The following is a 20,375-nucleotide window of genomic DNA, read 5'->3' as shown; positions in this document are numbered from 1 at the left end:
TTACCCATGACACCAACACAGAATGTTCCCGAAGATCGTATTCAGATTGGACAGCTACGTTCAGCATATGGATTAAATGGGTGGCTCTGGGTCTATTCCAATACAGAACCTATGAGCAATATTTTTGACTACCTCCCTTGGTACATTGAGACCAAAGCAGGTTGGCAAACAGTAGATGTAAAACGTTGGAAACCACATGGCAAAGGCTTGGTTGTTTCGCTAAAAGGTGTGAGTGATCGTACCGCGGCAGATAACTTGGTTGGCGCAAATATCTGGATTTCTAAATCGCAACTGCCTCAAGCAGGCGTGGACGAGTACTACTGGTCAGATTTGAAGGGCTTAACAGTGTTAGGTCTTGGAGAAGATGAACAAGAAGTCAACCTCGGTCAAATCCACGAATTGTTTGAAACAGGTGCTAACGACGTGATGGTAGTTCGCGCTACTGCTGACAGCGTCGATAGCGAAGAGCGAATGATTCCATGGCATAAAGATGTGGTACAGCGTGTTGATCTCGAAGCTGGTCGTATCTACGTAAATTGGGGCGTAGATTATTAATCCTTTAAGGATTGACGCAGCAGGAAAATAGAGGAGTCTGCGATGTTTTTTGCAGTCATTACGCTTTTTCCTGAAATGTTTGAAGCGATTACAGCCTACGGTATTAGCGGGCGCGCAGCAAAACGTGACATTGTGCAAGTTCATTGTATCAATCCACGCGAATTTGCTGAGGGCAATTACAAAAGAGTGGATGAACGTCCATTTGGTGGTGGTCCAGGTATGGTGATGATGGCTGAGCCATTAGCGAAAGCAATTCATCGTGCCAAAGAGCTTGCCAAGCAAGCGGGTGCTGTTCATGTCCCTGTGGTGTATATGTCGCCGCAAGGAAAAACCTTAAATGAACCTGCGGTACAAGATTTCGTCAAATATGATGGTTTGATTGTATTGTGTGGTCGTTATGAAGGTGTAGATGAGCGTTTGATCCAACAATATGTTGATCAGGAATGGTCAATAGGAGATTACGTTTTGTCTGGTGGTGAACTCCCTGCGATGGTTTTATTGGATAGTGTGATTCGGAGACTTCCGGGTGCAATGTCTGATGAGCAATCACATGTGCAAGACTCATTTGTGGATGGTCTTTTAGATTGCCCACAATATACCAAGCCAGACCATTTTGAAGGTTTAGATGTTCCTGAAGTATTAAAATCGGGACATCATGCCAATATTGAGAAATGGCGGTTTTTGCAGCGATATCAACGCACTTTAGAGCGCCGACCTGAGTTGGTTGAAAAAGTTGAATTGACCAAGCAGCAAAAGAAATGGCTAAAAGATTCCAAGGTTTAAATTTTTTAAATCTTATATTAGGCTCTTTATGCATTGAAGCGGTCAAGCATAAAGGGAAAGTCAATCGGGTCTATGCGCTTTAGCCTCTAGCCCCAGCGATGATTAGACCTCTTCTAACTCGCATAATCGGAGATACCCCATGAGCGGTAAACATCCTTTAGTACAAGCTGTTGAAAATGCACAGTTAAAACAAGACATCCCTGCTTTTGCTCCTGGTGACACAGTAGTTGTTCAAGTAAAAGTAAAAGAAGGTGAGCGTGAACGTCTTCAGGCATTTGAAGGTGTTGTAATTGCTAAGAAAAACCGTGGTTTGAACTCTGCGTTCACAGTACGTAAAATTTCTAGCGGTTTCGGTGTTGAGCGTGTATTCCAAACTCACTCACCAATCGTTGCTGGTATCGAAGTGAAACGTCGTGGTGACGTTCGTCGTGCTAAACTTTACTACCTACGTGAATTGTCTGGTAAAGCTGCACGTATTCGTGAAAAATTACCAGCTCGTAAAGCAAAATAATTTGTTTTACAACGCTGTAAAAAATGCGCCTTTTGGCGCATTTTTTTATGCATGAAAGAAAGTTATAAACCTTGAAGTTTCAAACGATTGGCATGTTGACGGTAGACTGAAACAGGGTCTGGTGCAAATAGTCCCTTCAAGCCCAATACTTGATTGACTTCATCGAAATGGTTCCATTTGTAATTATCACGGACGGTTTTACCTAATTTACTGCTGCATTGGCTCACTAAGCCATCGTTCGGTTGTCCGCTAAATGCAATTGGCCCCATTGCGGTAAAGATCGTGTCTGGATCAAGTAGGTTGGTGGTGTTGGAAATACCTGTCCATGAATAGAAGCTAATGCCATTGGCAACACTTGGGCCATCAGCACATTTAGTTGCAGGCATACCGAGTGGAAATTTTGCATTAAAGGCTTTCACACCCGGTTGAGACATACTGTAGATCGAAGCTTTAAAATTTGAAGGCAGATTGGACTGCTGGGCGAAATTAATCACTGGGGTCATTAATGCATCCATAACAGTCGCTAATACGCCATTTAAAATCGGTACGCTCTGTACTAAATCCGCCACAGGTGAACCGTCATTAGTGCCTGCGACTGTACTGACAGAGGCAACCAAATCAGGTCGTACGCCAGCAATATATCGAGCCGTAGGGCCACCATGTGAGTGACCAATTAAATTCACTTTGGGTTTGCCAGTAATGGCAACTACTTGTTCAACTTGGTCTAACAGTTGTTCTCCACGAACTTCAATGGATTCCAACGGGGAGATTTGTGTAGCAAAGGCCGTAGCTTTATGGCTTGCCAAATCGGGAAGAACTTGATACCAATAATCTAGACCAAAAACGGCATCGCCTAAGCGATTAAAACCAAACATCCCGTGTACAAAAACTAGGGGGTATTGGGTTTCAGCATAATTGTCGATGACTTTTTTAGTGGTCGCTTGCTGTATACCCAATGCAGCATGCGTTTGGGTCACTGCCATACTTGCAAGGAGCGTGGCGCAGAGCAATTTTCCTTTCATTTTTTCATTCCTTTCTTTTTGTTTTGGTTTTTAAACTGCGATTCAGTTCAGTTTGGAAATAGACAAACGCGTCTATTTGACAATTTTTATTGTCATTAAGGATTATAAGAAAAGGAAAGTAAAATGTGCGAACTAATCGATGGAATGAAGATGATTTTGTGAATTGATTAATGAAAATATCATTAAACCCTGAATTTACAGGGTTTAATGTATAGCTTTACTAAATTATAAACCTTGAGATTTTAGCCGGTTTGCATGTTGACGATAGACATCGACAGGATCGGGTGCAAATAGCGCTTTGAGACCAAGCACTTGGTTGACTTCATCTAAATGGTTCCAGTTGTAGTTATCACGAATGGTTTTACCAAACTTGGCACTACAGCGTGATACGAGGCCATCATTGTCTTTTCCGCCATCGATCAGTAATGCGGTCACTTTTAGGGCTGAGTCTAAATCTAAAATATTGGTGATTTGGCCCACACCTGTAAATGAATAGTTATAAATGCCTTTTTCCACGCTATTGCCATCAGCACAATTGGATTTAGGCAAGCCCAGAGGGAATGCGGCATTGTACTTTGCAGAACCCGCTAGCGTTAAACTTGAACCACCTGCCAATGCATCATGAGGGTAAGTCTTTGGATCTAGACCTTGCGCCCAAACGATGGCTTTAGAGACAAAATTCACAGCTCCAACCAAGGGTGCTTCGACAGCGGTGCCTTCAGCTTTTAAAATTAAGTCTGCAACAGGGGATCCTTGATGAGGTCCTGCAACACTGGTTAATGAAGCCACCACATCTGGGCGAACACCGGCAACATAACGAATCGTTGGTCCACCATGACTATGTCCAATTAAATTCACTTTATCCGCACCTGTGAGTGCTTGGATTTCAAGAACTTGTTGTAGAAGCTGTTCGCCACGCACTTCGGTAGAGTTAAAAGGCGATACGCGAGTTGCCCAAACATTTGCACCATTTCGGGCAAGATCAGGAAGGATTTGATACCAATAGTCGAGTCCAAATGAGTCCGTACCAACGGTAATAAAACCACCCATACCATGGTTGAATACGATTGGATATTTGGTCTTTGCATAGCTGGAACTAGCTTTGGCAGTGACTTGGGTTGCTTGCGATGCAGATACATTACTGATGAACGTAGCTGCAATTAAACCTGCTAAAAATGATCCGTATTTCATGAGCGATCCTCAATGTATTATTGTTTTATGACAATATTTATTGTCACTTCTAATAAAGCAATAAAGATCACCTGTTGCAAATTGAAAAAGATTAACTGTGACGCTAAATGTAACAAAATAAAAGATCACGAATTTTCAGATTGATAAAAGCAAATAAGAGGGCCGAAGCCCCCTTATTGCATTTAAATTTCAACGATAAGAATTAAAGTCCTTGCAGTTTTAAACGGTTTGCATGTTGACGGTACAGCGCCACAGGATCTTGTGCAAATAGCCCTGTTAAGCCAAACATCATATTGGCTAAATCGGTATGGTTAAGTTTGTAGCTATCGTTAATGACTTTACCGATATAAGCACTACAACGTGCAACCATACCGTCATTGTCTTTATTGCCATAAGACAATGGCCCGAGTTGCATTAGGATCGTGTCGATATCAAGTAAATTCGTGGTTTGCGCAACACCGGTCCATGAATAGTACTGAATGCCTTTGCTGTCGACTTGCTTTAAGTTTTTGCTGCAATTTTCTGAAGATGCCAAAACACCGTCAGCTACAGCAGATTTTGCAACCGTACTGTTAAATGCAGCAGAACCTTTTTGTGATAATGATTTCATTGAAGCATCGAAATCAATTTCAAGTTCAGGTTTTGCCTGACCTAAAGCAATCAGTGGGCCGACAATATAATCGCCTAAAATATTGAAGGCAGTACGAGAAAGTGAATTGCCTTGAATATCATCCGCTACTTTAGAACCGTGATAGGTCCCTGCAACACCTGTAATAGACGCAATGTACTGTGGTTTCGTTTGAGCAACATACAATACAGTTGGGCCACCATGAGAGTGGCCGATTAAGTTAAGTTTTGGCTTCCCTGTAATAGCCAAAACATCTTCAACTTGTGCAATTAACTGCTCACCACGATGTGCTGTAGTATTTGCAGGAGATAATTGCGCTGCGAATACGGTTGAGCCATTTCGTGCCATATCTGGCAAGATTTGGTACCAATAATCCAGTCCAATGGTGTCGGTACCGATACGTGACCAACCGAGCCAACCATGCACCATTAAAATTGGATATTTGGTTTTTGCGTAGTCAGATTTTGCCGTTTCCTTCACCTGGAGGACGCTAGGCGCAGCTTGAGTGCTTGCCGATATACTCATCGCTAAGCCTGCAACTGCAGCTACAGAGGCCATCTTGGCCGTGTTTACTAAAGATCGCATAAATGTTCCTTGATCTGATGTTGTTTTTATTACTTTTTAATAATGAAAATACTCTCTGTTTTTAAGCAACATCTTTGTGATTGGTCAGGCCATATCTTTGATTTTAGAGAGTTTGAATAGACAAAGATGCCTTGTCATTTTTTCATGCTCGGTTTGAAATTCCATGTCATTTTAGGACATGGACGGCATTGAGGTGATAAGTACATTTATATACATTCGTCTTTTATTTTTGCTATTTATTTTAGTTGTTATGATTTAATAACTTATTGAATTAATTTATTTAATGCTTACAAGTAAGAAAATTGTAAATAAAAAAGGACGTCCAAAGACGTCCTGTTCACTACTTAAAGGGAACTAACTTTTGAGTTAAAGTCCCTGTAACTTTAAACGATTGGCATGTTGGCGATAGAGCGCAACTGGGTCAGGTGAAAATAGGCTGCGTAGGCCAAAGATCATATTCACTTCATCTAAGTGGTTGTGATTGTAGTCATCACGGATCACTTGTCCGATGTGGGTGCTACAGCGTCCAACCAAACCGTCATTGTCACGATTTCCATAGGCCAAAGGGGCAAGCTGACTAATCACTGTATCTAGTACATCTAATACATTTGTGGTTTGCGCTGTACCTGTCCATGAGTAGTAATACACGCCATTGTCGACTTTGGCACCCGACTGATTGCAGTTCGCAGCCAGTGCTGCGGTTGGAAATTTTGCATTAAATTCAGCAGAACCTTTTTCACTGATCGCGGTAAGTGATGCATCAACACTGTTGGGTAGACTCGAGTTGCCTTCAGCCCAAGTAATAATCGGTGCTAAGAGTTGATCGCCAAGGACCCCAAAGACTGAGTTAATAGTTTTATTCGCTTGGATTTTATCTGCGACTAGAGAGCCACGATAAGTGCCTGCAACCCCAGTCACCGAAGCCACATATTCAGGTTTGATCGCTGCAATGTAGCGAGTTGTCGGTCCACCATGTGAATGACCAATGAGGTTCACTTTGGGTTGGCCGGTCAGAGCAAGAACTTCTTCGACTTGAGAGAGCAATTGCTCACCACGGACTTCTGTCGACTCTAGCGGTGAAACTTGGGCAGCAAAGGTATTGGCCCCATTACGAGCTAAATCTGGCAAAATTTGATAAAAATAATCCATGCCAAAGCTGTCAAAACCAATGCGAGTAAACCCGAACATACCATGGGTAAACACAATCGGATATTTGGTCTTGGCATAGTTTGCCGAGCTGTTGGTGGTGACATGTTGGAGTCCTGCCGCCGCTTGGGATTGTGTGCTGGCGATCACTGCTGATGCAGCGATGATTGCGCATAAAAGAGCTTGTGGTTTTTTCATCATTTCATCCTGAAATTGAAGTTGTTTTTAAATTGTTGTTTGCAGTTATTCTGCGAAAGGTAATTTTCCACCTTGATCATGCACAGATTCAAAGGTACTGACGCGGAGCTGATCTTCCTTCGATTTAAAATGTTGATTACGGAGTTGCTGCATCGCTTGTTGTTTCGCACTGTCACTCATATTGCTTTTCATAATGCTGTCACGCTCTGTGAGGTATTGATTTACGCTAGATTTCCAAGAGCTGCGCTGGCTGTCTAGATTTTCAAGGCGCTGAGTAGCTTCTGGACCCACTAAATTTAACCGCATTTGATGGATTTCTTCGCTTGAACCACCACGGGCTTTAATGTCTGCTGTGAGCTTGCGTAAATCTTCAAGTTTATTGATTTGTTCCAGATTTTCTTTCCAATCTTCTGGGAGTTCATCAAACAGGGCTTTTAGTTTTTTGGCTTTTTCTGATTCAGACAGTTTTTTGTCATTTACTACTTCCATCCGTTTCAGCGTGTATTCGTGATAAGTATTTTCCTTGCCAAATAAACCTTCAATTTCATAATCAGAAAAGAACTGTTTTCTTAAATTCTGGGTGCTGCTGTAGATCGAGCGATAGTATTGTGGTGATTCTTTGTCATCGCTTGGTGGCTGTAAATGACCTAACTGTTCACGATATTTCATATAACGATCCCACAAATCATAAATTTGGGACAGCGCCGGCTCTTTATGACCTTGAGCAATGTAGGCTTTAAAGTCCTTTTTAATTTGATCTATCGACTTTTCACCATACTGAGTAATGAAATATTCAAAGCAATTCCGTGTTTGTTCATTCACGATCAAACGGTTTGAACCATCCATACTGATTTGACAGTTAACTTCCGTGTCTTGTTGACTTGGACTGAGCAGCGAAGAACCGCTTGTTGCTTGAGCCGTAGCGGTCTCGCCCTGAGCTAAAGGCGTATTTTGTTGTTGAATCGATTGATCTGAAGGATCATTTTGTGATGCTTTTGGCGCAAGCCAATATATGAATGCAGCAACTGCGATAACGACCAAGGCTATGATGAGCCAAAGTTTATTTTTTTGCATATCCCAATGCACCTTTATTCCGTTTTTAATTGTTCTAGAGTTCTAAATGCGAACTCAATATGACATAAAATGCAGATAAAAACATAGAAAAGTTGTAAACGCTTAGCATGGATTGATACCATGGCGCAGTTCTCTTTTTGCCCTATTTTAGTCATGAAAAAAGCCTCTCCTAAGATCCAACGTCGTCCTGTACATGGTGTATTTCTTTTGAATAAGCCATTAGGTATTAGCTCGAATGCAGCCTTACAGAAGGTTCGTTGGCTGTTTCGTGCGCAAAAAGCAGGGCATACTGGTGCGCTTGATCCACTGGCTTCAGGTTTATTGCCAATTTGTTTGGGTGAAGCGACGAAGTTTTCACATTTCTTGCTCGACTCGACCAAGCGTTATCAAACCACCGTCTTTTTAGGACACAGCACCACGACGGGTGATGTGGAAGGTGAGGTATTGATGGAACAAGCTGTACCTGTTTTGACCGAGGCATCTATTCAGCAGGTACTGGCACAGTTCGTGGGAGATATCCAACAAATTCCACCGATGTATTCTGCGCTGAAAAAAGAAGGTCGCCCGCTGTACGAGTTGGCGCGTAAAGGCATAGAAATAGAGCGTGAAGCACGTCCAATTTCGATTTATGCCATCGAGTTATTATCATTTAATGAGAATAGTATTACACTCGACATCACCTGTTCCAAAGGCACATATATTCGTGTTTTAGGCGAAGATATTGCCAAAGCATTGGGTACTTACGGACATTTAACCTATCTACACCGTATTCAAACGGGTCATTTTGATCTTAACCCCAGCTTTACCATTGAATATTTAGAGAGTCTGTCTGAAGCTGAGCGTGAAGCATTATTGCTGCCGGTGTATTCACCTGTCGATCATTTCTGCAAAGTGCAAGCGCCGGAAGGTCGAGCTGAATATTTTAGTCGTGGAATGGAAAGTAATATTGAGCATGCTGCGGAAGCGCAGGTTTTGGTATTTGATGGGGAACGTTGCTTAGGTCTAGCGGAAATTACCGATCGTAAGCGCTTAGTACCAAAACGTGTATTAAATCTTGAATAGTCATCAACAGCCACTGAAGCCAAATTATGGAAATTGAAATCATCTTAAGCCTCTTATTTTTTGCATTTTTTGCCGGTGCAATTGATGCAGCAGTGGGGGGCGGAGGATTAATTCAAATTCCAGCCATTATGAATGCCATGCCGCACTTATCTCCGGCGACGGTGTTTGGCACCAATAAGTTGTCTTCGATTTTTGGTACGGCTTCGGCGTCCTATTCTTTTTTACGCCAAGTCAAACTCCGTTGGAAATTACTTGCGGTCATTGCAAGCTGTGCATTTGTTGCCTCCTTTGTGGGAGCAGCCTGTGTATCAATGATTCCAAAAGAAGTCTTACGTCCTTTCGTTTTGGTCATGTTGATCGTGATTGCGATTTATACCTTTGCCAAAAAACAATTTGGTCAGGTGCATGTACGCCAAGAACTGACTCCTAAAATCCTCGGTTTTGCCGCTATTGGTAGTCTGGTGATTGGCTTTTATGACGGCATCTTTGGACCTGGCACTGGCAGTTTCTTTATTTTCTTTTTTATTCGTTATCTACAAGCAGACTTTTTACATGCCTCTGCTTTGTCAAAAGTCGCCAACTTAACCACCAACCTTGCAGCACTGAGTTTTTTTGCGCCCACTGGCCATGTGTTATTTGCGATAGGCTTAATGATGGCTGTAGCAAATATTTTAGGCTCGATCGTTGGTGTACGTGCGGCAATTAAATACGGTAGTGGCTTTATTCGAATTCTATTTTTGATTTTGGTGAGTATTTTGATTGTACGGTTGGGTTATCAAACCTTTACGGGACAAGCTTAAAACAAATCTTAACAGTGCGTTGCTGAATTCTGTCGCTGAAATGATTAGTATGAAAATAAGCGACTCGTTTGAGTTGTGGATAATAATTAAATTTCATAATACACAATTAGCTAAGCATCAGAGGTCATCACTACAATGAATATATTTGAAGCTTTACGCCAAAGTCATGAAAAGCAACGTGAACTTGCTGAAAAACTCATTCAAACATCAGGGGATACACCTGAGCGTCGAGATTTATTTGAGCTGCTCAAAAATGAGTTATTTGCTCATGCTGTTGGCGAAGATCGTTATTTTTACATCCCGTTAATGATGACTGATTCAGGCCTAAACATCACCCGTCATGCATTGGCGGAACATCATGAGATGGATGAATTATTAGAGCAACTGACGGAAACTGAATTTAGTAATCCAGGTTGGTTGGCAATTGCGAAAAAGTTATCTGAAACGGTACATCATCATTTGCAGGAAGAAGAGCACGGCTTTTTTCAGCAAGCAGGTAAAATCTTAGATGAAAAACAAAAGGAAAGTTTAGCCAAACAATATTTGGCGGAATATAAGAAATACAAGAAAGCAGATAAAGACAGTTTGACGGGCTAAACGCAAGTGAAGCCTGAAGACGAATGCAAAATCAAAAAAAAGACGGCAGAGGCCGTCTTTTTGTTTCAACTATAAATATAAAAATTTAGTCTGATACGCTGCTCGGAGTATTGCGAGAGGAACGTAAAGTCACCCCGACGGACGCCAACATAATGCAGACTAAGGCCACCCATTGCCACGTCCCAATATTTTCGCCAAGCAGAACCATACCTGTAATGGCAGCTAATGCAGGCGACAAACTCGATAAAGTCCCATAACTAAGTTTACTGAGGATTTTTAACGCTTTTAAATCCAGTGCATAAGGTATGGCCGTGGCTAAAATCGCAATTAATAAGGCTTTCGGCCAATATTGGGTATCGAGTAGGGCGGGTGCATTGTTATATAGTCCAATCGGGAGCAAGGTCAGTGCGGACAGTGTGATGGCAATCGTTAGCGCATGCATACCAATATTTTGGTGTACGACTTTTTGCCCGAAATAAATATAGAATGCCCAACAGAGTCCCGCTGCTAAGGCACAGGCTGCCCCAAGTATTGAGAAATTACCATCATGAGCTTGTCCCCAAGGCACCATCAAGGTAATGCCTAAGATTGCTAAAAAGACCCAAATATAATCACTGCTGTTTTTAATGGACAACAATGCCAAACCCAAAGGGCCGATAAACTCTAAACCCACGGCAATGCCTTGTGGCAATTTACCCAGTGACATATAGAACAACACATTCATCAAACAGAGTGCCGCGCTATAGCAGAGCAGATCCCACCATTTTAAAAAAGACAGCCGTTTTAAAATGTGCCATGAACGAAACATTAAGCAGATAATAATTGAAGCAAAACAGAGTCGTAAAATGGTCACACTGAGTGGATCAAGCACCAAAAATAATTGCTTGGCGAATGATGCACTGATCTGATAGGAGATCATGGAAAGTATCATGAAAACGACTGCTAATAATTGTGAGTTTGGCATGCGGCACGCTGTGGTGGGGGGAACAAAGTACCCCAATTTTTAATTCTGCTCAGTATAGCGGTTAATATTGAATTATTGATGACTTTTCAGAGGCAGAAATGCAATTTGCAGGTTTTGAATTTAAAAAAATTGAATATAAAAAATCGTCTTTAAATCGCCACCATTTTTAAATTCAAAATAAAAAAATGGAGATATTTTCAAAAGATTAAGGCGGTTTGAATTTAAATTGATTTGGCCTTTTGCGTGGTATAAGTACAGCCAATCGAAGCACTGATTATCACTGCCAATGCCAACCATTGTGTCCATAACAATTGTTCATGCAAAAAGATAAAACCCGAGAGAGCGGCAACAGCGGGTTCCAAACTCATGAGTGTACCGAAACTCAGCGCAGTCATGTTACGTAGCGCAATCATTTCTAGAGTAAAAGGTAAAGCACTGGCTAAGGTCGCAAGTGCAATAAAATACAGCAGACTACTTGGCTCAAACGCCTGTGCCGGCATACCTGCAAAGATTGCGATGGGCATCAGAACACACATGCCGACGAACATGCCTAAGCAAACGGTATGATTGCCTGAGACCCCTGATGGTTTTTGACCTGCCACGATATAGAGTGCCCAACATGCACCTGCACCGAGGGCAAGCAAGATCCCAATTGGGTCAAGACGTTGTGCTGCTTGATCAAATGGAAACAGCAAAATTAGGCCTAGAATTGCAAGGCCGACCCAGACGAAGTCGAATTTTCGTCTTGCTGCCAATAGTGCAACACTTAAAGGGCCAATAAATTCAAAAGACACGGCAATGCCGAGAGGTAGGCGATCAATGGACAAGTAAAACAGCATATTCATGCCTGCAAGCGCACAGCCATAGCTGATAATTGCAGACCATTTGACTTGTTTAAAATTGATTTGCCAAATTTTAAAGATGATCGCCAAGATTAATGCACCGAGCAGTAAACGCATCGCGGACACGGTCAGGATGGGAAACTGACCAAACAGGTATTTGGCGAAAGAACCACTGCTTTGCATACTGATCATTGCAATAAGCAAGATCAGTGGTGCTTGTAGGGCAGGGGTAATTTTAAAATTTGGCATAGACTAAATTTGTTTCGATGACTCGAATAGCGGGAGATTGGCAAAAGCCAGATTTTAAAAGTCTACTACAATAAAAAAACCACAGCCCGAAGGCTGTGGCTTCAGTGTCTAATTAAATTAGAACAATACGCGAACGCGGATGGTACCTTCCACTTCGTGAAGAGTATCCAAAGCTTCTTTAGATGCAGTTGCATCAACGTCCATCACAAGATAACCCACATCACCTTTAGTCATTAAAGACTGACCAGAAATGTTGATACCGTGTTCAGCAAACAAGTTGTTGATTTTTGAAAGCACGCCTGGCACGTTTTTGTGGATATGAAGTAAACGGTGTTTGCCTTCAGTCAACGGTAACGCGATTTCTGGGAAGTTCACTGCAGATAAAGTCATACCTTTATCAGAGTAAGCAACGAATTTTTCAGCAACTTCAAGACCGATGTTCGCTTGTGCTTCCATGGTTGAACCACCCACGTGAGGAGTCAAAATCACGTTGTCTAAGCCACGAAGTGGAGAAACGAATTCTTCACCGTTTGCTTTCGGTTCTTTAGGGAATACGTCTACAGCAGCACCAGCAATATGACCAGATTTGATCGCATCTGCAAGGTCTTCAATGATGACACATGTACCACGTGCAGCATTGAGGAAGATTGCGCCTTCTTTCATTTGAGCAAATTGCTCTTTACCGAAGAAGTTACGTGTAGATGGAACGTCAGGAACGTGTAAAGAAACCACGTCTGCATTGGCAAGAAGTTCACCCATAGAACCGACTTGACGTGCATTACCCATTGGAAGTTTAGTTACAGCATCGTAATAAATTACGTGCATACCTAAACTTTCAGCAAGTACAGAAAGTTGCGAGCCAATCGAACCGTAACCAACAATACCTAAAGTTTTACCACGAGTTTCAAATGAACCGACTGCAGACTTGTTCCAACCACCACGGTGAGTTGAAGCAGATTTTGCAGGAACACCACGAAGTAATAGAATCGCTTCAGCAAGTACTAGTTCAGCAACTGAACGCGTATTTGAGTATGGTGCGTTAAATACTGGAATACCGCGAATCATTGCAGCATTTAAGTTCACTTGGTTTGTACCGATACAGAAACAACCCACAGCAATCAGTTTGTTCGCCGCTTCAAAAACTTCTTCAGTTAATTGAGTACGTGAACGAATACCAATGAAGTGAGCATCTTTAACCGCTTTTTTCAACGCTTCACCCTCAAGCGCAGTTTTACGGTAGTCAATGTTGGTGTATCCAGCAGCATTTAGAGTGTCGATTGCGTTTTGGTGAACGCCTTCTAACAACAAGAAACGAATTTTATCTTTAGGTAAAGAAAGATGTTGGCTCATTACGGCTCCGCTACAAAGGCCAAATTTAGTGCGCATATAATAGCATAGGAAGTCGCCTGATATACATTTCCTTTATGACCGACGTCATGGCTATTTTGGCGAATGATGAGTCAATTTTTTTAGATTTGGTCTAATTAACTTGGTCATATTCCTCGTGACATTTTGAAATCACGTTTTTCTTTGGGTTTTGTCAAAAAAAGCCCAGTTATAGCTTATAATGGTGCCGCTCAAAATCATCATGACCAATTCCCTGACATTTTGATGCGCTCTGTTTCAGGCTTTTTCCCTTGAAATATGCGTTACCGCAGTTTTGACTGAATGAAGTCTGGACCTTTAAAAAAACTTGTTTACTTCTTGCAAGGTCTGAAAACGATGAATGCTCCAGTCGCTTTAACCCCAGAGTTATTGACCCAATTGACCGCTATTGTTGGCGAAAGCCGAATTAAAACCGATGCGGATAGTCTCCAAAATTGGGGTCGTGACCATACTAAGCACTTCGATCCAAACCCGTCGGTCGTCGTTTTCCCTTCAAGCACAGAGCAAGTTCAACAAATTGTTAAGCTGGCAAACCAATTTAATGTCGCGATTACCCCAAGTGGCGGTCGTACAGGTTTATCAGCAGGTGCTGTGGCTGCTAACGGTGAAATCGTGGTGAGCATGGACAAGATGAATCAAATCTTGGAATTCTTCCCAGCTGACCGTATGGTTCGCGTACAAGCAGGTGTAGTGACTGAACAACTTCAGAACTATGCTGAAGAACAAGGCATGTACTACCCAGTTGATTTTGCATCTTCAGGTTCATCACAAATTGGCGGTAACATCGGTACCAATGCCGGCGGTATTAAAGTGATTAAATACGGCATGACTCGTAACTGGGTGTTGGGCATGACCGTGGTTACAGGTAAAGGTGACATCCTGCGCTTGAATAAAGGCATGATCAAAAACGCGACGGGTTATGCACTTCAACACTTATTTATTGGTGGTGAAGGTACGCTAGGTTTAGTGACTGAAGCTGAAATCAAACTTGAACGTCAACCCCATGACTTACAAGTGTTGGTTCTCGGTGTGCCTGATTTTGATGCGATTATGCCTGTTCTACATGCCTTCCAAAAGAAAATCGACCTGACTGCATTTGAGTTCTTTGGTGAGCTTGCAATGCAAAAAGTATTGGATAATGGTCATGTACAACGTCCGTTTGAAACACCATGTCCGTTCTATGTATTACTTGAGTTTGAAGCACCATTTGAACCGATCATGGATGCGGCAATGGAAATCTTTGAACATTGCATGGAACAAGGTTGGGTACTGGATGGCGTGATGAGCCAAAGCTTAGACCAAGTACACAGCTTATGGCGTTTACGTGAAGACATTTCAGAGTCAATCGCACCGTTCACACCATACAAAAATGACATCTCAGTTCTAATTACACATGTGCCTGCATTTATTAAAGAAATTGATGCAATTGTGGAAGAGAACTACCCAGACTTTGAAATTTGCTGGTTCGGTCATATTGGTGACGGTAACTTGCACTTAAATATTTTGAAACCTGCGGATTTAAGTAAAGATGAATTCTTTGCAAAATGCCAAGTGGTAAATAAATACGTATTTGAAACCGTGAAAAAATATGACGGTTCAATTTCTGCAGAACATGGCGTGGGTATGACTAAGAAGCCTTACCTCGATTACACACGTTCAGCAGAAGAAATCGAATATATGAAAGCATTGAAAAAAGTATTCGATCCAAATGCAATTATGAACCCAGGTAAATTGTTCGATCTTTAATTTTTTAAAGACGATTGAAAACGCATCTTCGGATGCGTTTTTTTTGGCTATAGCACGCCTTTTTAGCCGCGTATGGATGAGAGACCACACATTGATTTTTGGAATGGGGTACTTCTTTTACATTGGTTAAATAGTGTTTTGGACAAATGTTCGGCATGATAGGTCTGAATAATAAATTTGAGTTGCTTCTATGTATCGTTTAATTGCTGTGTCTGCATTGTGTGTGGGGATGTTGGCGGGTTGTGCGACAACGCAGAAAATTGTGTCTAAAGTCGGTTCTTCTGCTACGCCACTCGATCAGGTATTAAAAGAACGTCCTGATTTGCGTAAAGAGCTGTCGACTGTGGAAATTCGTCAGTACTTTAACCGTGTCGAGTCGCCAAATGCGGGGCAGGTGAAAGTGACTGAAACTGGTTTGATGGATGATTCGGTGAAATCAATTCGTACTATTTATAGTTTTAGATTGGTGGATGGTGACTGGGAGCGTGTAAATACGCAAAAGGAATATCAGTGCCAACGTGGTAAAAATACTAAGACTTTCCAATCGGCGAAGTGTCCTTAATAAATCTTTGATTTATGGTTGAAATTTAGGCATTTGTGCCTCATAAAAAGCGTATCGATTGATCCGCTTTTTTATTGGGGTAAATAAGAACAATGAATATTTTGATTGTGGGTAACGGTTTTGATTTATCACATTACTTGCCGACGAAGTATGACCATTTTATGGATGTGATGAGAGCAATTATTAAAAAAGATTTAGGAAAACCAATACAAGATGTTTTTAATAATTCAGTTGATACATTTCCAGAGTTAATATCTAAAGTTTTGGATATAAAAAGTGCATTAGATGAAAAAAGTTATCAAATGAATTTTAATGAACTTTTTTTTAAATCAAGAGATATTAAATTTATTAATAAGACTAAACAAATCTATGATACAGCGGCTATTGTTGTTGATTTTGAAGATTTAGTGGAATTTCAGTATAAGTTGAAACAAAACTGTTGGTTTCAGTATTTTAATAATCATGTAGAAAAAATTAAAACATGGATTGATTTTGAAATAAAAATTGAAGAGGTTTTGGGCTCTTTTGGAAAATTAATTAATAGTATAGATAGCAATAATTTAGATTTTAATAATCTTGATCTTAATCTATATGATTTTTTAGATAAAAATTGTATTAAAGTGTTGGAGCATTTTCCTATTTTTAAAGAAGTTGGTGGTGTTTATAAAGTTAATGGGAAAAATTTTGCTATGCCGAAACAATTATATTTAAATTCAAAATTTTGTCATGGTGAAGCTGTTACTAATGGATTTTCATCTTCATCATTTTTAGAGTATTTAATAAGGCAGTTAGACGATTTTATTGAGATTTTTAATTCATATTTGGAATTAATTATAGATAAATTAAAACCTTTAAAAAAATTAGAACTTTTCATGGAATCTAAATCATTGTTAGAACTAGGCGAAAACTGCTGGATGGAACCGAATGTAATTTATTCTTTTAATTATACAAATACATATCAACGCCTCCATAACTTGGTAAGAACTGAATATTTACATGGAAGTCATGGCGAAAATCAAAACATTGTTTTAGGTATCTCTGATTTAGACGATGATACTCTAAAAAAAATTAAAGCATTTGGTTTTACTAAATATCATCAAAAATTATTTAAAGATACAGATTATTTATTTTTAGATACCTATAAGAAAAAAATTAAACAGCATAATTTAAAGATTGAATATTTTGAAAAAGATTTTGGGGATAGTGATCCAACAGCGAAGAAATTAGCAAGACAAAATTTAATGGATGTTGATAGTAAATTAAATTTAAACGTTCAAGTTTGGGGACATTCGCTAGATGTTTCTGATAAAGATTATATTATTGATTTATTTAGTTTGAATGATGATATGGACCGAAATGTCCGAGTAATAATTTTTTATTTTGATAAGCAAGCAAAATTTTCACTACTCAATAATCTACTCGCCATTTTAGGTAAAGACAAAGTAGAACAATGGATGAAAAATAAATGGCTAGAGTTTAAGCCTAATCCCGAAGTGAAATTCGAAGTTGACTCAAACTTAGAAGAAGCGTCCTAAAACTGCGATACTGAAAACCATTTAGCCTATCGAATCAGCTATCTTTGGTAGGCTAAGATCAAACAATCCTAAATATACCTAAAACAATATGAAAACCCTCGCTTTTATTCATGTTAATGACTCAGGTTCACCCGTGGGTGACTTTGCACCAGTGACTTCAGTATTTTCCCATTATGAGTTGGGCAATACCGTTTCGCCGTTTTTATTGCTCGACCATTTAGGGCCTGGGGTGCTGAAACCAACCCAACTGAAAAAAGGCGTGCTGGAACATCCACATCGAGGGTTCGAAACCGTCACCTTAGTGTTTAAAGGCGAGCTTGAACATCATGATACGACTGGCGGCGGTGGCGTCATTGGAGAGGGCGATGTGCAGTGGATGACTGCTGCTTCAGGCATTCAACACGAAGAAGTCTTTAGCCAAGCCTTTGCACAGCAGGGCGGAGCATTTGAAATATTGCAACTTTGGGTCAATCTGCCTGCCAAAGATAAAATGAATCCTGCACGTTATCAGAGCTTAGCCAAAGCCAGTATTCCTGTAGTGGATTTAGCAGATAATGCAGGTTATGTACGGATCATTGCAGGGCATTATTTAACAGCCCACGGCCCCGCAGAAACACATACACCTATGCAGGTATTTGATGTCTTTGTCAGAGCCAATCAAAGCATCACCCTGCCTGCACAGGAAGGGGATACCACGCTTGTGTATTTACGCTCAGGCAAGCTGAAATTTACTGAAACAGATGAACCGTTAAATGCACAGCATATGGCAGTTATGTCGAGCCAAGGTGAAAATGTCGAATTGACGGCAGTCGAAGATAGCCACATGTTGTATTTATCGGCGCAGCCTTTAAATGAACCCATCTATGGGCGAGGTTATTTTGTGATGAATCATTTTGCAGAAGTCATGCAAGCCTATGAAGACCTAAAACAAGGTCGCTTTATCCAAAAAGCAGACAATGAAAAACCATAAAAGCGGTAGTTTAAAAAGACCAATACAACGCCAGCAAACACTGTTAAAATAGTCGGACTCAAACCGACAGATCGGTTCGTTGAAGTTCATTTTATCTCTATCTAGCGTCTTGTGAATACGACGCACATATGGCGGATACGCCGAAAATTCATTTTTAAAATTAATATTACAGTGCTCGTCATTGGGCTGAAGTGTCTCTCCCTATTTGTCATTTCAAGCTCGACAGCACACATTTGATATGTAGATAACAATGCAAAACGTACAAACCACAAAATTAAGTCGTGCCACCTTAATGTTTCCCTTGGCACTGGTTTTATTTGAATTTTCTGTCTATATCGGCAACGACTTAGTCCAACCCGCCATGCTTGCGATTACCCAAGAGTTTGGCGTGAGTAGTGCATGGGCACCCTCGTCGATGTCATTTTACTTATTGGGAGGTGCTTGTGTCGCTGCGATATTAGGACCTTTGTCAGACCGATTAGGCCGTAAAAAAGTCCTGTTGGGTGGTGTGGCATTCTTTAGCTTATGCTGTTTAGCGATATTGCTCACGCATAATATCGAAAGCTTTTTAACATTGCGTTTTTTACAAGGTTTCGGTTTATCGGTTATTTCTGCCGTGGGCTATGCCGCTGTTCAGGAAACTTTTGAAGAGCGAGATGCCATCAAAGTCATGGCGATCATGGCCAATATTTCACTACTGGCGCCACTGATCGGACCCGTCCTCGGTGCCTTTATGATTGATCATGTGTCATGGCATTGGGGCTTTATTGGAATCGCATTTCTATCTTTTTTGAGTTGGTTTGGTTTAAAGGCCAAGATGCCGACTCAGCACATCAGCATTCCAAAGCAACCGGTGGGTTATATTATCGATGACTTTAAACAGGTGTTCAAAAACAAACGCTTTTTGGCGTTGACACTGGGCCTACCGATGGTGGCAATGCCACTGATGCTCTGGATTGCGCTATCTCCGGTCATATTGGTGGAGCAGCTAGGACTGAGTAGCATGCAATACGGCATGGCGCAGTTTCCCGTTTTGGGCGGTCTGATCCTCGGTAATATTGTCCTGATTAAAATCATCGACAAACTGCCTCTAGGTCAGTCTGTGATGATCGGGCTACCGCTGATGTTACTCGGGACGAGCCTCGTGGTGATTGGGACGATGACTGAAAGTTATTTTCTGACCTTTCTCATTCTCGGCATGAGTTTGGTCAGTTTTGGTGAAGGGATTAGCTTTTCTGTGCTCTATCGTTTTGCCTTAATGTCGTCTGAAATGTCGAAGGGCACAGTGGCTGCGGCAGTGTCTGTAATCATGATGCTGACGTTCTTTGCCGTGATCGAAATTGTTCGCGTGCTGTATGAAAACTTCGGCCTTTGGGCCTATAGTTTGGCAGGCTTTACCCTCATTATCTTGTGGTTCAGCCTACCACGCTTGGTGGTGCGAGATATTATGCGACAACGTAAATTGACGGGTGAATTTTAAATTCGAGTTCATGCCATCATAGAAAAAGCCCAATGCTGTGTAGAACAAAATTGGGCTTTTTTATTTTCTTTAAACAGTCTTAATTTGATGTTGCCGGTTGTTCTGCATTTTTTAATTTGCGATCGAAAATGAACGGGCCAAAAGGCAAAATTGATGCAATCAGGCCCATTAGAAATACACTGAGTGACCATTTTTGCTTTTCACAGACCACAAATAGCACCACCAAGAAGGCAATAAACAAGACGCCATGTCCCATACCGACGTATTTGACCAATATTGGATTATCCATCAGGTACTTCATTGGCATAGCAATGAACAACAATAATAAAAAGGAGATGCCTTCGAGTAGGCCCACAAAGCGTAAGGTCTTGATATTCATGCGAAGTTTAAATTCAAAGTGATTTCAGCCTTGAGTGTACCTGAAAGCACAGCAGGAACGAAGCGTTCATGTTGAAATAATTGATTCGCATATTGAATCTAAGTAAATGT

At 41.0% G+C, this 20,375-nt stretch carries 20 protein-coding genes; 11 read left to right on the top strand and 9 right to left on the bottom strand.

Going from position 1 to position 20,375, the window contains the following annotated elements; translation table 11 throughout:
* The first annotated feature begins 6 nt into the window (after positions 1-6).
* The 3 genes from rimM (at position 7) to rplS (ending at position 1,849) form a co-directional block, all read left to right on the top strand.
* Positions 7-555 carry a ribosome maturation factor RimM gene (gene rimM / locus G0029_RS14040; RefSeq protein WP_078189353.1) on the top strand — a complete coding sequence of 183 codons (549 nt, stop codon included), beginning with the start codon at positions 7-9 and terminating at the stop codon, positions 553-555.
* Between the two features lie 42 nt (positions 556-597).
* Positions 598-1,338 carry a tRNA (guanosine(37)-N1)-methyltransferase TrmD gene (trmD, locus tag G0029_RS14035; RefSeq protein WP_180004770.1) on the top strand — a complete coding sequence of 247 codons (741 nt, stop codon included), beginning with the start codon at positions 598-600 and terminating at the stop codon, positions 1,336-1,338.
* Between the two features lie 139 nt (positions 1,339-1,477).
* Entirely contained in the window at positions 1,478-1,849 is a 372-nt protein-coding gene (gene rplS, locus G0029_RS14030) for a 50S ribosomal protein L19 (protein ID WP_078189351.1), read from the top strand.
* Between the two features lie 62 nt (positions 1,850-1,911).
* On the opposite strand, the gene G0029_RS14025 is transcribed toward rplS, so the two are convergent.
* The 5 genes from G0029_RS14025 to G0029_RS14005 form a co-directional block, all read right to left on the bottom strand.
* Positions 1,912-2,871, bottom strand: a complete 960-nt coding sequence (locus tag G0029_RS14025) for an esterase/lipase family protein (RefSeq protein ID WP_180109841.1) — start codon at positions 2,869-2,871, stop codon at positions 1,912-1,914.
* A 225-nt stretch (positions 2,872-3,096) separates the two neighbouring features.
* The gene (locus tag G0029_RS14020) at positions 3,097-4,062 is read right to left on the bottom strand and encodes an esterase/lipase family protein (RefSeq protein ID WP_180106866.1); all 966 of its coding nucleotides are present in this window, start codon (positions 4,060-4,062) and stop codon (positions 3,097-3,099) included.
* Between the two features lie 202 nt (positions 4,063-4,264).
* Entirely contained in the window at positions 4,265-5,275 is a 1,011-nt protein-coding gene (locus G0029_RS14015) for an esterase/lipase family protein (RefSeq protein ID WP_180109840.1), read from the bottom strand.
* A 366-nt stretch (positions 5,276-5,641) separates the two neighbouring features.
* Complete coding sequence (locus G0029_RS14010; protein WP_373423596.1) at positions 5,642-6,622, bottom strand: lipase family alpha/beta hydrolase; 981 nt, start codon at positions 6,620-6,622, stop codon at positions 5,642-5,644.
* Positions 6,623-6,664: 42 nt separating this feature from the next.
* Positions 6,665-7,693: a lipase secretion chaperone gene (locus G0029_RS14005; protein ID WP_180106871.1), complete on the bottom strand. Its 1,029-nt coding sequence runs from the start codon at positions 7,691-7,693 to the stop codon at positions 6,665-6,667.
* Positions 7,694-7,846: 153 nt separating this feature from the next.
* Between G0029_RS14005 and truB the strand changes: the two genes are divergently transcribed.
* The 3 genes from truB (at position 7,847) to G0029_RS13990 (ending at position 10,152) form a co-directional block, all read left to right on the top strand.
* A complete protein-coding gene (truB, locus tag G0029_RS14000; RefSeq protein WP_180106982.1) occupies positions 7,847-8,755 on the top strand; it encodes a tRNA pseudouridine(55) synthase TruB in 909 nt (302 codons plus the stop codon).
* Between the two features lie 26 nt (positions 8,756-8,781).
* Complete coding sequence (locus G0029_RS13995; protein ID WP_111884173.1) at positions 8,782-9,555, top strand: sulfite exporter TauE/SafE family protein; 774 nt, start codon at positions 8,782-8,784, stop codon at positions 9,553-9,555.
* Between the two features lie 135 nt (positions 9,556-9,690).
* On the top strand, positions 9,691-10,152 hold the full coding sequence (locus tag G0029_RS13990) for a hemerythrin domain-containing protein (RefSeq protein ID WP_078192502.1): 462 nt from the start codon (positions 9,691-9,693) through the stop codon (positions 10,150-10,152).
* Positions 10,153-10,237: 85 nt separating this feature from the next.
* Here the strand turns inward: G0029_RS13990 and G0029_RS13985 are convergent, their stop codons facing one another.
* From G0029_RS13985 to serA, 3 genes are all read right to left on the bottom strand, one after another.
* Positions 10,238-11,116, bottom strand: a complete 879-nt coding sequence (locus G0029_RS13985; RefSeq protein WP_180106873.1) for an EamA family transporter — start codon at positions 11,114-11,116, stop codon at positions 10,238-10,240.
* Between the two features lie 221 nt (positions 11,117-11,337).
* Entirely contained in the window at positions 11,338-12,207 is an 870-nt protein-coding gene (locus tag G0029_RS13980; protein WP_180021552.1) for an EamA family transporter, read from the bottom strand.
* Between the two features lie 117 nt (positions 12,208-12,324).
* Positions 12,325-13,557, bottom strand: coding sequence for a phosphoglycerate dehydrogenase (serA, locus tag G0029_RS13975; protein ID WP_180109839.1), 1,233 nt, complete (start codon positions 13,555-13,557; stop codon positions 12,325-12,327).
* Positions 13,558-13,929: 372 nt separating this feature from the next.
* Between serA and G0029_RS13970 the strand changes: the two genes are divergently transcribed.
* The 5 genes from G0029_RS13970 (at position 13,930) to G0029_RS13950 (ending at position 19,886) form a co-directional block, all read left to right on the top strand.
* On the top strand, positions 13,930-15,339 hold the full coding sequence (locus G0029_RS13970) for an FAD-binding oxidoreductase (RefSeq protein ID WP_180109838.1): 1,410 nt from the start codon (positions 13,930-13,932) through the stop codon (positions 15,337-15,339).
* Positions 15,340-15,529: 190 nt separating this feature from the next.
* Positions 15,530-15,901 carry a hypothetical protein gene (locus tag G0029_RS13965; protein ID WP_111884176.1) on the top strand — a complete coding sequence of 124 codons (372 nt, stop codon included), beginning with the start codon at positions 15,530-15,532 and terminating at the stop codon, positions 15,899-15,901.
* A gap of 92 nt (positions 15,902-15,993) precedes the next feature.
* Positions 15,994-17,436: an AbiH family protein gene (locus G0029_RS13960; RefSeq protein ID WP_180109837.1), complete on the top strand. Its 1,443-nt coding sequence runs from the start codon at positions 15,994-15,996 to the stop codon at positions 17,434-17,436.
* A gap of 88 nt (positions 17,437-17,524) precedes the next feature.
* Complete coding sequence (locus G0029_RS13955) at positions 17,525-18,406, top strand: pirin family protein (RefSeq protein ID WP_180109836.1); 882 nt, start codon at positions 17,525-17,527, stop codon at positions 18,404-18,406.
* Between the two features lie 250 nt (positions 18,407-18,656).
* Positions 18,657-19,886, top strand: a complete 1,230-nt coding sequence (locus G0029_RS13950; protein WP_180084588.1) for an MFS transporter — start codon at positions 18,657-18,659, stop codon at positions 19,884-19,886.
* A gap of 79 nt (positions 19,887-19,965) precedes the next feature.
* On the opposite strand, the gene G0029_RS13945 is transcribed toward G0029_RS13950, so the two are convergent.
* Positions 19,966-20,265 (bottom strand): DUF3817 domain-containing protein, encoded by a 300-nt coding sequence (locus G0029_RS13945; protein WP_078189335.1) that lies wholly within the window; start codon positions 20,263-20,265, stop codon positions 19,966-19,968.
* Positions 20,266-20,375 lie beyond the last annotated feature (110 nt).

It is taken from the genome of Acinetobacter sp. YH12138 (assembly GCF_015218525.1).
GTDB lineage: Bacteria > Pseudomonadota > Gammaproteobacteria > Pseudomonadales > Moraxellaceae > Acinetobacter > Acinetobacter amyesii.
The sequence above is the reverse complement of the archived record's forward strand: the minus strand, read 5'-3'. Positions and strand labels throughout refer to the sequence as shown.